This window comes from Streptomyces sp. MNU76 (assembly GCF_020982545.1).
GTDB lineage: Bacteria > Actinomycetota > Actinomycetes > Streptomycetales > Streptomycetaceae > Streptomyces.
In genome coordinates this window covers 445,980-459,995 of sequence record NZ_JAJKLK010000001.1, presented here as the reverse complement: position 1 = coordinate 459,995, position 14,016 = coordinate 445,980, and the positions used below count along the sequence as shown (strand labels likewise).

At 74.4% G+C, this 14,016-nt stretch carries 10 protein-coding genes and 1 pseudogene; 10 read left to right on the top strand and 1 reads right to left on the bottom strand.

What is annotated here, in order from left to right; all coding sequences use genetic code 11:
* Positions 1–41: 41 nt before the first annotated feature.
* The 9 genes from E4N62_RS02005 (at position 42) to E4N62_RS01965 (ending at position 11,161) form a co-directional block, all read left to right on the top strand.
* Entirely contained in the window at positions 42–1,205 is a 1,164-nt protein-coding gene (locus tag E4N62_RS02005; protein ID WP_230211657.1) for a DUF3344 domain-containing protein, read from the top strand.
* Positions 1,206–1,244: 39 nt separating this feature from the next.
* Positions 1,245–2,417, top strand: a complete 1,173-nt coding sequence (locus E4N62_RS02000; protein WP_230211656.1) for a glycosyltransferase — start codon at positions 1,245–1,247, stop codon at positions 2,415–2,417.
* On the top strand, positions 2,414–3,868 hold the full coding sequence (locus tag E4N62_RS01995) for an exopolysaccharide biosynthesis polyprenyl glycosylphosphotransferase (protein WP_230211655.1): 1,455 nt from the start codon (positions 2,414–2,416) through the stop codon (positions 3,866–3,868). Before E4N62_RS02000 ends, E4N62_RS01995 begins: the two co-directional genes overlap by 4 nt.
* Before the next feature lie 2 nt (positions 3,869–3,870).
* Positions 3,871–5,250, top strand: coding sequence for an O-antigen ligase (locus tag E4N62_RS01990; protein ID WP_230211654.1), 1,380 nt, complete (start codon positions 3,871–3,873; stop codon positions 5,248–5,250).
* 349 nt (positions 5,251–5,599) lie between these two features.
* Entirely contained in the window at positions 5,600–7,306 is a 1,707-nt protein-coding gene (locus E4N62_RS01985) for a lipid II flippase MurJ (protein WP_374116906.1), read from the top strand.
* A 166-nt stretch (positions 7,307–7,472) separates the two neighbouring features.
* Positions 7,473–8,165: a polysaccharide deacetylase family protein gene (locus E4N62_RS01980; protein WP_230212383.1), complete on the top strand. Its 693-nt coding sequence runs from the start codon at positions 7,473–7,475 to the stop codon at positions 8,163–8,165.
* A gap of 7 nt (positions 8,166–8,172) precedes the next feature.
* Positions 8,173–9,321, top strand: coding sequence for a glycosyltransferase (locus E4N62_RS01975; protein WP_230211653.1), 1,149 nt, complete (start codon positions 8,173–8,175; stop codon positions 9,319–9,321).
* On the top strand, positions 9,318–9,986 hold the full coding sequence (locus tag E4N62_RS01970) for a lipopolysaccharide biosynthesis protein (protein ID WP_230211652.1): 669 nt from the start codon (positions 9,318–9,320) through the stop codon (positions 9,984–9,986). The genes E4N62_RS01975 and E4N62_RS01970 overlap by 4 nt, the downstream gene beginning before the upstream one ends.
* Before the next feature lie 14 nt (positions 9,987–10,000).
* Positions 10,001–11,161 carry a GNAT family N-acetyltransferase gene (locus E4N62_RS01965; RefSeq protein WP_230212380.1) on the top strand — a complete coding sequence of 387 codons (1,161 nt, stop codon included), beginning with the start codon at positions 10,001–10,003 and terminating at the stop codon, positions 11,159–11,161.
* A 22-nt stretch (positions 11,162–11,183) separates the two neighbouring features.
* On the opposite strand, the gene E4N62_RS01960 is transcribed toward E4N62_RS01965, so the two are convergent.
* Complete coding sequence (locus E4N62_RS01960; RefSeq protein WP_230211651.1) at positions 11,184–12,542, bottom strand: glycoside hydrolase family 26 protein; 1,359 nt, start codon at positions 12,540–12,542, stop codon at positions 11,184–11,186.
* Between the two features lie 179 nt (positions 12,543–12,721).
* On the opposite strand from E4N62_RS01960, the pseudogene E4N62_RS01955 reads away from it, so the two are divergent.
* Positions 12,722–13,945 (top strand): annotated as a pseudogene (locus E4N62_RS01955) (ATP-grasp domain-containing protein); the annotation flags it as partial.
* Positions 13,946–14,016: the final 71 nt, after the last annotated feature.

Here is a 14,016-nt window from a genome sequence, read left to right as displayed (position 1 = left end):
AGCAAGCACCCGAACGAGCTCCCGAAAGGGCACCGACGGTCATGCGAATTCAACCGGGTCCACTTCTGCGCCGCGCATGGGTGGGCTGCTGCGCCCTCGTCGCCCTCTGGGCGCCCGGCGCTGCCGCTACGGCCGCCCCACCCGCTCCCTCGCCCGAGGCCGAGCGTCTGGCCTTCACCCAGCGCTACCGCGCACTGCAGCACGGCGGCATCGTCCGCGCGGCCAACTCCTCCATCACCTGCCGTACGCGTGTGGCCGCGCCCCAGACCTCCGCGTCCCCCTCGGCCGCCGCGTCCCCGACGGCCACGCCGTCGTGCGCCGACGCACGCGAGGGGCGCACCGCCGTGAACGACGACTTCGACATGTTCTACATCGACGTCGACCGCGACCCGAACACCTACAACTCCAGCCGGGGCGAGGTGCGGCTGCCGCCGGGCGCGCGGGTGTCGTACGCGCGGCTGTACTGGGGCGGGAACCTGCGGGTCGGCGAGCAGAAGCCGCCGAAGGACAACGGGCGGGTGCTGATCGCGGAGCCGGGTGGCGCGTACAAGGAGGTGCTCGCGGACTCGGTGGTGGGTCACCGGGTGACGCGGGACGCGGACGCGTTCCAGGCCTCGGCGGACGTCACGGAGCTGGTGCGGTCGAGCGGTTCGGGGCTGTACACGGTGGCGCAGGTCAATGTGGCCATGGGCCGTTCTACTGCCGGGGCGTGGGGCGGCTGGACGCTGATGGTGGCCTACGAGAACCCGGCGGAGCCGCTGCGGCATCTGGCGATGTGGGACGGGTTCGACACGCTGTCGACGGGCCTGGACACACTCCTGACGGGCGGTGAGCAGCGGATCCGGCTGACCGGAGCGGCGCTGCCGGAGCGGGCGCGCGGGACCGTGGGGCTGGTCGCCTACGACGGGGATCGCGGGCGCGCGGGCGACTCGCTCACTGTTTCGACCGGGCGGGGTCCGGCCGTGGCGCTCGGGGACGCGGCCAACCCGCGTGACGACGTCCTGAATTCCACGATCAGCCAGCCGGGAGCGGTCGTCGCGGGGCGTACGCCGGCGTACACGAACACTCTCGGATACGACTCGGACGTTCTCGAACTGGACGACGAAATCAGGCGCGGCGGTGACCAGTTGACCTTCCGGCTCGTTTCGCAGCGGGACGCGGCTTGGGTCGGGGCGCTCTTCGTCGCCGTCGACGCCAAGCCGTGACGCGCGCCGCCCGGCGCCGCCCTTGAGCGAGGAACCCGCATGCAACTGTCACCATCCGACCCTCCGTCGCGGGTCCTGCACCTCACCCAGCCGGTCGACGGCGGCGTGGCACGTGTCGTGACGGACCTGGTGCGCGCCCAGCTCGCCGAAGGCCTGTGCGTCACGGTGGCCTGCCCCGACGGACCACTCGCCCCCGAGCTGCGCGCGCTCGGCGCCGACGTACGGCACTGGGCGGCCACCCGGTCGCCGGGGCCCGCGCTCCTGTCCGAGGTGCGCGGGGTGCGGCGGATCCTCGACGACGTACGGCCCGACCTGGTGCACGCGCACAGCGCGAAGGCCGGGCTGGCGGGCCGGCTCGCCGTACGGGGGCGCGTGCCGACGGTGTTCCAGCCGCACGCCTGGTCGTTCGAGGCGGTCGACGGCGCGATGGCGGCGCTGGCGCTCGGATGGGAGCGAACGGGGGCGCGTTGGGCCTCGCGGGTGGTGTGCGTCAGCGAGGCGGAGCGGGCCACCGGGGAGCGGGCCGGGGTGCGGGCGCGCTGGACGGTGATCCCGAACGGGGTCGACGCCGGACGCTTCCACCCCGCCGCCGTCGACGCGGTGCGCGCCCAGCTGCCGCTGCTCTCCGGGATCGATCCGGCCGCGCCCCTGGTGGTGTGCGTGGGGCGGCTGTGCCGGCAGAAGGGGCAGGACGTGCTCCTCGCGGCGTGGGACGAGGTGCTGCGGCGGGTGCCGGGGGCGCGTCTGGTGCTGGTCGGGGACGGACCGGACGACGAGCGGCTGCGGGCCCTTGCGACCGGAGGCGTGCTGTTCGCCGGGGCGGTCGCGAACGCGGTGCCCTGGTACCAGGCGGCCGATCTGGTCGTCCTGCCGTCGCGGTGGGAGGGCATGGCGCTGGCGCCGCTGGAGGCCATGGCCTGTGGACGGCCGGTCGTGCTCACCGAGGTGGACGGGGCCCGCGAGAGTCTGCCGCCCGGCCAGGAGCCGGTGCCCGTCGAGGACCCCGCGGCGCTCGCCGGAGCAGTCGCCGGTCTGCTGCTCGACCCGCTGCTGCGGGAGTCGCTCGGCCACCAGGGGCGCCATCACGTACTGACCACGCACGACGTAGGGCACACCAACGAGGCCGTCGCGGGCGTGTACCGCGAACTGCTCGGCGGTGCGGACGGTCGGCGCGGAAAAGCCACCGAGTGCAGGGAGTCCATCCACACGTGACTGCGGAACGTACGGAAAGCACCGTCCCCTCCTCCGGTGGGCGGCAACGCGAATTCGGCGGCGCGTCCGTCTCGGTGGCCCCGCCGCGCGAGACCGTCGGCGGCCTGACCTTCCCGGCCGGCCGGCGGCCCGTCGCGCGGCCTCCCTCAGGGCTGCCGCTGCTCGCCGTGGACGGCGGCGCGGCCCTGCTCGCGGTGCTGGCGCTCACCGGCGACACGACTCCCGGGCGCCCCCTGATGGCGGCCGCCCTGGCTCTCGCCGTGGCGTGGCTGAACACCCGGGCCCGCCTCTACCGGCCGCCCGCCGTGCCCACCGTGCTCGACGAACTGCCCGCCGTGTGCGGGCGGATCGTGCTGGGCTGGTGCGTGCTCGGCGCCGGTGCGGCCGCGCACTCCCCCGATCACGCGTTCACCGCCCATGAGCTGGCCCTCGGCTGCGCGCTGCAGTCGGCGGCGGCCTGTCTCGGCCGGGGCACGGTGCACCTGTACCGCCGCCGAACGCTGGTGCGGCGTCCCGGGACGGCCCTGGTGGTGGGCCCGGCGGCGACCGCGCAGCGCGTGGCCGCCGCGTTCCTGCGCCACCCGGGGTGCGGCATCCGGCCCGTCGGAGTCGTCGCCGACCAGGCCGACGGGACCGAGGGCCTGCCCGTGCTGACCACCGCCGAGGAGGTGCGGCGGGCCGCCCTGCAGAACGGTGTGCAGACCGTGCTCGTCGTCGGCTCGCGCACCGATCGCGCCCCGTTGCTGCGGACCTTGCAGGACGGCGGCTGCGCGCTGTGGGAGGTGGACGCCGAGTCCCCCTCGTACGACCGGGACGGCTCGACCGAACTGCTCGCCGGGTTCGCCTGCCGCCGGTTGGAGCTGACGGGCGGTCATGAGCCGGTCGGCAAGCGACTGGTGGACGTGCTGGTGTCCGGGATGTTGTTGCTGCTGGTGAGTCCCGTGCTGCTGGTGTGCGCGGTGGTACTGCGGTTGAGCGACGGACCCGGCGTGGTGTTCCGGCAGGAGCGGATCGGGCGGGACGGACTGCCGTTCACGCTGCTGAAGTTCCGCACCCACCGGCCGGCCGACGCGCATGAGGCGGCGACCCGGTGGAGCGTGGCGAACGAGCAGGAGATGGGCTGGTTCTGCCGCTTCCTGCGCCGCACCTCGCTGGACGAGCTGCTCCAGCTGTGGAACGTGCTGCGCGGCGACATGAGCCTGGTCGGCCCGCGCCCCGAACGGCCCTACTTCGTGGCCAAGTTCGGGCAGACCTACCCGGGCTACGCGGCCCGGCACCGGATGCGGACCGGCATCACCGGACTGGCCCAGGTCACCGGCCTGCGCGGGGACACCTCCATCGAGGACCGGGCCCGCTTCGACAACGCGTACATCGACAACTGGTCGCTGTGGCAGGACGTCTGCATCCTGGTCCGCACGGCCGCCGCGCTCGTCCGTCCGACGGGGAGCTGACCGTGACCTCTGCGCGCGCTGCGGCGCCCGTCCTGCCCGTCGTCGCCGTGGTCGCCGCGCTCGCGCTGCCGATCACGCCGGACGCCGAGGGCGGCGCGACCCCGGCCGACGCCGTCTCCGGCCTCCTCGTGCTGTGGTGCGCCGTACGGCTGCTGCGGGACCGGCGGCGCCCCCTGACCCGTACGGCCGCGGTGGTCCTCGGCCTGCCGGTGGCCGGTCTCGCGCTGGCCGCGGCCGGGGCGGGCGACCCGGGGGCCGGGCTCGCCGGGCTGGGCCGGTACCTCCAGGTGTTCGTGCTGGTCCCGACGGCGGTCCTGCTCTGTGTCCGGAGCCGGTCCGACTTCCGGGTGCTGGCCTGGTCGTTCGTGGGGCTCGCGCTGTGGCAGGGCGCGGTCGGGCTGCACCAGTTCGCCACCGGGACCGGGGCCAGTTACGCCGGTGAGGACATCCGGGCCGTGGGGACCTTCGGGGCCGGCGACGTCATGGGGATGGCGACCGTGGTGTCGTTCGGGCTGGTGTGCGCGGTGGGGCTCGCGCTGGCGCCCGCCACGGCGAAGCAGCGGGCCTGGGCGCTGGTCTGCTCGGCGCTGCTGGTGCTGCCGCTCGCGGTGTCGTTCAGCCGGGGCGCGTGGATCGCCACGGCCGTGGCGTGCGGGCTCCAGGTGGTGCTGGCCGGGCTGCGGCGGGCGGTGGTGGTCTTCGCCGCCGTGGCCGCCGTGGGTGTCGTCCTCGTCGGCGGGCTCGGCATCGGGTCGGCGATGCTGCAGGAGCGGATCAGCAGCATCACCCGGGTCGCCGACGCGCCGGACCAGTCCGTCACCGACCGGTACACCATGTGGGCCGCGGCCATCGACATGTGGCGCGAACAGCCGCTGACCGGTGTCGGGTTGAAGGGCTTCCCCGAGCACCGCGACAGCCACGCCTCGCTGGCGCTCTCCTCCGGCAGCGACATCGCCGGCGCCGGCACCGCCTACCAGAAGCAGCCGCTGCTCTCCCCGCACAACATGTACCTCCTGGTCCTGAGCGAGCAGGGGCTCATCGGCCTGCTCACGCTCGGGGGGAGCTGGCTGGCCCTCGGGGTGTGCGGGGCCCGGGGTCTGGCCCGGGCCCGCCGCGAACCGGGGCCGGGCCGACACGCGCAGGGTGCCGGCGGGCGCGAACGCGGCCTCGGTGGTGTCGACTGCGGGCTCGTCGCCTGTGGGCTGGTCGCCTGGGTGCTGGTCGACTTCGTGTACGCGGACATCGGCGGGCCGACGACCGTGCTGACCTCCGTGTGCTTCGGACTGGTGGCGTGGTGGGCCCTGGTGGACCGGACGGCCACGGACGCCGCTCCGGTCGGGGCCGCCTCGGTCCGCGTCCCGGAGGAGGCCGGCGCACGATGACCTCGACGCCTCCTCGCGCACCGCGCGGGACACCGCCGCAGCCACCGCAGCCGCCGCACCGGGCGCCCGGGGCGCACGCCTCCACGGGCCAGGGGTCGACGACTTCCGCCCCTACCGACCCTGCGCCGACGACTTCGGGCCCAGCCGGGCCTGTGCCGCCGACTGCGGGCTCCACCGCCCCCGGGCCGTCGCCTGCCGGTGCCTCCGGCCTCGTGTCACCGGCGGCCGGCCCCTCCGACCTCGTGTCGACGGCTTCCGTCGCTTCCGACCCCGCTCGCACCACCGTGCCGTCCGTCTCCGACCCCGCTCGCACCACCGTGCCGTCCGTCTCCGACCCGCCCGCGCCACCGTGCCGTCCGTCTCCGACCCCGCCCGCACCGCCGTGCCGTCGGTCTCCGGCCCCGTCACACCCGTGTCGTCGGTCTCCTCGTCCGTCGGTTCCTCGGTGCCAGGGGCCCGTGCTGCCGATCTCTCGGAGGTCGCGCCCCCCACCGGCCGGTTCCTCGCCAAGGCCACGCTCGTCACGGCTGCGCTCACCGCGGCGGCGGCCCTGCTGGGGCTGGGCCGTGACCAGGCGCTGTCGTATCTGTTCGGGGCCGGCAGCGAGACGGACGCCTTCCTGGTCGCCTGGACGGTGCCGGAGTTCGCGGCGACGCTGCTGATCGAGGACGGCATGGCGTTCGTGCTGGTGCCGGCGTTCAGCGTGGCCGTGGCCCGCCGTGCCCGGGGCGGCGTGGGCGACCCCGTCCGCGCCCTGGTCGCCTCGACGCTGCCCCGGCTGACGCTGGCCTTCGTCGCCGCGGCCCTGCTTCTGATCGTCGGCGCGCCCTACCTGGTCGAGGCGCTCGCCCCCGGTCTCCCCAACCCCCGACTAGCCGTCGACTGCACCCGGCTGACCGGCACCTGCGCCCTCTCCTTCGGCCTCGCCGGCTACTGCAGCGCGGCGCTGCGCGCCCACCGCCGGTTCGTGGCCCCCGCGGCGATCTACGTGGCCTACAACGTCGGGATCATCACGGCGATGTTCGTGCTCGGCGGCCGCTGGGGGGTGCGGGCGGCGGCCGTCGGCGTCGCGGTGGGCGGCGTACTGATGATCCTCACCCAGCTGCCCTCACTGTTGCGCCAGGTGCGGCGCAAGGAGTGGGCGCCGCAGGAGCCGGGCGCCCTGGCGGAGGCCGACGGCGACGGCGCCCGGCCCGTCGAGTTCGCCCTCATCAGCACCGTCCTGCTCTTCGCGCTCTGCCGTCAGTCCCAGGTCCTCATCGAGCGCTTCCTCGGTTCGACGCTGCCCTCCGGAGCCATCTCGCACCTGAACTACGCGCAGAAAGTGGCCCAGATCCCGATGACGTTCTCGCTGATGCTCTGCACCGTCACCCTCCCGGTGGTGGCGCAGGCGATGGCGGAGGGCGACACCGAGCGGGCCCGCAGCCGGGTGGAGAAGGACCTCGCGCTGGTGTCGTACATCGTGCTGCTCGGCGCGGCGGCGATCTTCGCGTGCGGCCCGCAGATCATCGAGCTGCTCTTCCAGCGAGGTGCGTTCACCGCCCAGGACACGGCGGCCACCGCCTCGGTGATGCGCGTGTACGCCCTCGGGCTGCTCGGGCACGCCCTGGTGAGCGCGCTGGTCCGCTCCTACTTCTCGGCCGGTCGGCCGACCTGGTACCCCCTGGTCGCCATGGCCGCCGGGATCGTCGCGACCTCCTGGATCGGCGCGGCCACCGTCGGTTCCTGGGGCGTCCTCGGCATCGCCGCCGCCAACGCCGTCGGCATCACCCTGACCGCCCTGCTCCTGCTGTACGGGATGGGCGGCCGGGCGGTGCCGATCCGCACCCGGCAGGTGGTGACCGAGATGAGCCGGCCGGTACGGGCGGCGGTGGCCGCGGGCGCGGTGGGGATGTACTGCGCCGACCGGATCGACTCGCCCGTCCTCGGCCTCGCCGCCGGCGGCGCCGTCGTCGCCTTCGTCTTCGTCCTGCTGGCCTGGGCCATGGGCGCCTCCGGCGTCACGCCCGCACTCCGTTCCGTCACACGAAGGCTCGCCCATGTCCGTATCCGCTGATCGTCCGTCCGTGCCCGCCGATCGCGCGCCCGTCCCCGCGGGACGCTCGTCCACGTCCGCCGGTCGCCCGTCCGCGTCCGATCACCCGGCCGTCCCCGCCGTCCGTCCGCGCGTCTCCGTCGGCCGTGGACAGGCGGGGGCCGCCGCCGCGCCCCTCTGGGTGGCCATGTACCACTCCGTGGGCGACTGCTCCGACGACCCGTACCGCATCACGGTCTCGCCCGACCGCCTCGACGCGCAGCTCGGCTGGCTGCGGCGGCGAGGGCTGCGCGGGGTCGGCATGGCCGAGCTGCTCGCCGCCCGGGCCCGGGGCGAGGGCCGGGATCTGGTGGGGCTCACCTTCGACGACGGGTACGCCGACTTCGTCGACAGCGCGCTGCCGCGCCTGCGGGCGCACGGCTGCGGGGCCACCCTCTTCGTGCTGCCAGGACGGCTCGGCGGTGAGAACGCCTGGGATCCGCTGGGCCCGCGCAAGCCGCTCCTCGACGCACAGGGCATCCGGGTGGCCGCCGCCACCGAGGGCATCGAGATCGGCTCGCACGGCCTGACCCATGTCGACCTCACGCGGGCGGACGACGAGACCCTGCGCGCCGAGACCGCCGACAGCAGAACCCAGCTTGCGGAGTTGATCGGTGCTCCGGTCCAGGGGTTCTGCTATCCGTACGGCACCCTCGACCGGCGCGCCGCCGACGCCGTACGGGACGCCGGGTACGCCTACGCCTGCGCCATCGACCCCGGCCCGCTGAACGGCCCGTACGCGCTGCCACGGGTGCACATCGGCGAGGAGGACACGGCCCTGCGGCTGCTGCTGAAGCGGAAGCTGCACCGGCTGCGCCGGCGTCCCGTCGAGGGGGTCTGAGGCCGACGTGAAGGCGCTGCACATCATCACCGGTCTCGGCGTCGGCGGCGCGGAACAGCAGCTGCGGCTGCTGCTGCGTCACCTCCCGGTCGACTGCGACGTGGTGACGCTGACGAACCCGGGCCCGGTCGCCGACGGTCTCACCGCCGACGGCGTCCGCGTCACCCACCTCGGCATGGCCGGCAACCGCGATCTCGCCGCGCTCCCCCGGCTGGTGCGGGTGATCCGCGCGGGCGGCTACGACCTCGTCCACACCCATCTCTACCGGGCCTGCGTCTACGGCCGGATCGCCGCCCGGCTGGCGGGGGTCCGCGCGGTCGTCGCCACCGAGCACTCCCTCGGCGACTCGCAGATGGAGGGCAGAAGGCTCTCCGCGGGGGTCCGCGCCCTGTACCTCGCCAGTGAGCGGCTCGGCCGGTCCACGGTCGCCGTCTCGCCGAGCGTCGCCGACCGGCTGAAGCGCTGGGGCGTGCCGGCGCCCCGGATCGAGGTCGTGCCCAACGGCATCGACCTCGCGGGCTTCCGCTTCGACGCGGACCTGCGGGAGCTGACCCGGCGGCGGCTCGGGCTGCCGGAGGACGCCTACGTCGTCGGGGGCGTCGGACGGCTCGCGGCGAGCAAACGGTTCGACGTGCTGATCCGTGCTCTCGGCGGGCTGCCGGACGACTGCTGGCTGCTGGTGGTCGGCGGCGGCGCCGAGGAGAGCGTGCTGCGGCGGGCCGCCCAGCGGGCCGGGGTCGCCGACCGGGTGCTGCTCACCGGGGAGCGCCCGGCCGCCGGGGCACCCGGAGCCGATCTGCCCTCCCTGATGAACGCCATGGACGTGCTCGCCTCCCCCAGCGCCGAGGAGGCCTTCGGGCTCGCGGTGGTGGAGGCGATGGCGTCCGGGCTGCCCGTGCTCTATGTCTCCTGCCCGGCGATCGAGGACCTGCCACCGGACGCGACCGCCGGCGCCCGACGTGTCCAGGGGGGCGCGGAGTCGTTCGTGCGCGCCCTGCTGGACGTCCGCGCGCAGGGCGCGCGCTCCCGTGCCGTCCCCGCCGCCGCCCAGCACTACTGCATCACCCGCAGCGCCGCCCAGCTCATGGACGTGTACGCGGCCGCCGTCTCCACCACGCCCTCGCCTACCCCGCCCCTGGGAGTGAGTTCCGTATGACCGACCGTACGCCCGAACGCCCGTCCGACAGCCCGGCCCGTGGGTCGGCACCCCTCTCCCGCGTCAGGTCCCTGCCCCCTTGGTCCCTGCTCGCCACCGGCGCGCTGCTCGGGGGCCTGGCCGGGGGCGCGTACGGCGTGGTGAAGGCTCCCGTGTACACCGCCACCAGCTATGTCGTCGCCGTGCCCGCCGAGGGGTCGGACCCCCAGTCGGCGCTCGGTTTCGCGCAGGCGTACGGACGGGTCGCCACCCAGGTCGCGGTGCTCGGGGACGCCCAGGTGTGGGCGGGGGTGCCGGTCGGGACGCTGCGGAAGAACGTGCGGACGGCGACGTCCCCGGACGCGCCGATGGTCGCCGTGTCGGCCACCTCCGCACGGCCGGACCTCGCCGCCGACATGGCCAACGCCGTCTCCCGGGCACTGACCCGGCACGCGAACGACTCCGAGCGGTCGACGCGCGTCGAACTGCAGGAGTTCGCCCGCGCGACCAGGCCGACCGAGGCGTCCTCCGCGTCGTCGACGGTGACCGGTCTGGTGGGGACCGCCGCCGGCGGGCTGCTCGGCGGGCTCGCCCTGCTGGTCAGGCCCCGGCGCATCCCAGGGACCCCACCCGCCGCGTCCGTACCGGGCCCCGCTCTCGCCGCCGACACCCACGGTCAGCTGTGACCAGCACCCTGCACATGGGGGCGCGCACCACCCTGCGCGCCGAACTCTGCACCGACGAGGGCGAGTTCGGCGAGCTGACCGAGGCCTGGGATCGGCTGTACCGGCGCTGCGGCGCGGCCACACCGTTCCAGAACCACGCCTGGCTGCACTCCTGGTGGCTGTCGTACGGCACCCCCGGCCGACTCCGGCTGGTGCTGGTCCGCGACGGGGCCGAGCTGCGCGCGGTCGCCCCGCTGATGCTCATGCGGCGTCCGCTGCCGACCCTCGTCCCTCTCGGCTGCCCCATCTCCGACTTCGCGGACGTGCTCCTCGACGACGAGTACGCCGAGCAGGCATCGGCCGCGCTCGCCGAGGGGTTGTCGGCCGCGGCCCGGACGGCGTTGATCGACTTCCGCGAGGTACGACCGGGCGCCGCCGTCGAACGGGTCTACGACCACTGGCGGGGTCCGCGCCGCAAGGTGGCCGACTCGGTCTGCCTGGAGCTGCCCGCCCAGCCCATGGCCGAGCTGCTCAAGCGGCTGCCCAACTCCCGGGCCCAGCGGGTGCGCGCCAAGCTCCGCAAGCTCGGAGACCTCGGCATCCAGCCGCGTGCCGTGCGCCCCGACGAGGTGGACACGGCGCTGCGGACGATGCTGGACCTGCACCGGCTCCAGTGGCAGGACCGCAAGGTGACGACAGAGCACATGCGGCCCCGTTTCTCCGAGCATCTCATCCGCTCGGTCGGGCCGATGGTGCGCTCGGGGGACGCGGTGGTGACCGAGTTCCGGCTGGGCGGCGACGTCCTGGCCGTCGACGTCACCCTGCTGTCGCGACGGCTGGCGGGCGGCTACCTCTACGGCGCCCACCCGCGGCTGCGCGAACGCAAGGCGGACGTCGCCACGATACTGCTCGACGCCTGCGCCGGGCATGTCGGCTCCGGCGCCCAGCAGGTGCTGAGCCTGCTGCGGGGCGCCGAGCCGTACAAGCTGCGCTGGTGCCCGGAGACCGTCGTCAACCAGCGGCTGCTGCTCGCCCGCCGCCGCACCGCACCGCTGCTGTCCGCGGCGGCCTGCGACGCGGCGGCCCGCGACCAGGGCAGGGAACTGGTCCGCCGCTGGCGCGCGCGGAAGGAGGCGAAGGGGCCGGAGGGTGCCAAGGAACCGGGCCGGAAGGATCGTGGTGGTGGCGGGCGGTGAGCCGCCCGCCGCCGGCCGCGGGTCACCGGTAGCGCGCCCACCAGTCCGTGCGGATGCAGAGCTTCCCGCCGATCCAGTACTCCACCCAGTCGCCCAGCTCCAGCGGCGAGCAGTTCGGCGGGCGTACGGGCGTGGTGGGAGCCGCTTCGGCGTGGGGTCGGCGTCGGGGTGGGCGTGGAGTCGGCTTCGGGGTGGCGGTCGCGGGCGTGTCACGGCCGAAGAGCATCGACCGGTACACCTGGGCCGCCTTCGGGTTGCTCGCGCACTGCCAGACACCGTGCGGGCAGTAGTCCGTGAGCGTGTTGTAGAGCGGCTTGTGCTCGTCCATCCAGGCGAGCATGCGCCGCATGTACTCCGGGTTGTCGCCGTTGCGGAAGAGTCCCCATTCCGCGTAGGAGATGGGCTTCTTGTGCGCCTTCGCGAAATCGACGTGAGCCTGCAGACCGTACGGTTCGCTGATCTGTTCGTCGAAGGTGATGCCGCGCGGCTGGTCGTAGGAGTCCATGCCGATGATGTCGACCGTGTCGTCACCCGGATAGCACTGCGTCCAGGGAATGGCGTCCCGGCCGCGGTTCGGGGTCCAGTCGAATGTGAATTTCTGGCCCGGCACCGCGCGCATCGTGGTGACGATCCTGTTCCAGTACTTCTTCCAGCTCTCCGGGTCGGGCCCGCAGCGATGGGTGTACGTGATGCCGTTCATCTCCCAGCCGAGCACGATCACCGTGTCCGGGATCTTCAACTCGACCAGCCGCTCCGCGAGTCGGCGGTAGTGGTGGTCGAACGCACCGGCGGCGGCGCGGCGCAGCAGCGCGCGGACCTCCCAGTCGGGGACGCCCTCCTCGTTGCGCTCCATCATGGGCACGTTGAGGACGAACATCCGGTCCTCCTCGTCGCGCCGCCACTGGGCCCAGGAGTCCAGGAAGCCGGGCAGTCCCTCGATGTTGGACCAGCGGTCGCCCGGCAGGTAGGTGTGCGCCACCCGCAGGTCGGAGCCGCCCAGCCAGTCGCTCAGCTCGGCGATCCGGGTCACGCCGCGGGGCCCGTAGTGCAGATAGGCGCCGATGGCCGGCAGCTGCTCGGGAGGCTTCGGGGTCTCGGAGGGAGTGGCCGGCAGGGGCGAGGTGCCCGGCGGCGCGACGGACGCGCTCGGGACGAGGGGTGGCGTCGTCGGTGCGGCCGGAGCCGTGGGCGTGGTCGGAGCCGCTGGGGTGGCCGAAGCCTCCGGTGCCGGTGGGTCGGTCACCCGGACCACCGTCTGCGTGCCTCCGGCGTACACCGGGACCGACGCGAGGGCGAACGACGCGACCACGCCGGCCGCGACGAGCGCCAGCCGTCTGCCGCGCGGACTCCTGTGCCGACGCCGCCGCTGTTGTGGAGCCATGTCCGCTCCCCTCTCCGCTTTCTTCACTTCACTGCTTTCCGCCGCCGATTTCCACCTACTGACAATCAGTCATACAAATATGAATTCCGCCAACTGAGGCTCCGGCCTTCGGGTGCCCGAATCGCCCGCACGGGTGACCCGACGTCAAAGAAATGTGCGAGGACCCCGACGAAATGAATGTGTCGCCGTTCGACACCCGCGTTCCGGCCGTACTGCTGCGGACGGACCGCAATCCCTTCCACCACGGAACCCTGGGAGCCGTACGGTCCTTGGGCCGGGCCGGGGTGGATGTGCATCTGGTCGCCGACTGCGCGGCGAGCCCCGTGCGCAGCTCACGGTTCCTCCGCGCGATCCACGCCCCGCCCCGTCCGGGGGCCCGTCTCGACGCGTTCGCGGACGTCCTGCGCCGGGTGGCGGACCGGGTGGGCCGCCCGGCCGTCCTGGTCGCCCTGGACGACGCGAGCGCGGTGGCCACCGCCGGGCTGCACGCGGAGCTGACGGACCGCTTCCTGATGCCGGCCTCGCCTCCCGCTCTCGCCGAGCAGGTGGCCGACAAGGCCGAACTCGCCGCGCTGTGCGGGCGTCTGGGCCTCCCCCACCCCGCGACCGCGGTCCCCGACAGCGCGGCGGAGGCGGAGGCCGCCGCCCGCGAGCTGGGCCTGCCGGTGGTGGCCAAGTGGAGCCGTCCGTGGCTGTTGCCCGCCGGCACGGGACTGCGCAGCACGGTGGTGGTGCGCTCGGCCGGGGAGGCGGCGGCCCTGTACCGGCGTTCGGAGCGGGCGGGCAGCCGGCTGCTGCTCCAGGCATTCCTGCCGCCGGGGCTGGACCGCGACTGGTTCTTCCACGGCTACGTGGACCGGGCGGGTGTCGTGCGCTGCGGCGGGCCCGGCCGGAAGCTGGGCGCCTGGCCGCCCGGCGCGGGCCTGACCACCGTCGGCCGCTGGACCCCGAACCCGCAGGTCCAGGCCCTGGCCGAGCGGGTGACCGGCACGCTCGGCTACCGGGGCGTGTTCGACCTCGACTTCCGCCGCGAAGGCCGGACCGACACCTACCACCTGCTCGACTTCAACCCTCGTCCCGGCGCGCAGTTCCGGCTCTTCACGGACACCGCCGGAGTCGACGTCGTACGGGCCCTGCATCTGGACCTGACCGGGCGCCGGGTGCCGGACGGGGCGCCGGTGCCGGGCCGGACGTTCGTCGTGGAGAACTACGCGCCGCTGACCGCGCTGCGCCCCCGCCAGCCGTCCCGGCCGGGGGCGCGGGAGCTGGCCTGGTACGCGCGGGACGACCGCGCCCCCGGCCTCGCGCTGTGGTCGCTGTGGCCCCGCCACGCGCTCGGCCGACTGCTGGCGCCCCGTCCATCCGCTCCTCCGGCACGAGCCCGCCCCCGACGAGCGCGTCCCCGACCACCGAGCAGACAACCGCCCCGAGAACCGGGGCGAGAACCGCGTCGAGAACGAGAAAGCGAGCACCG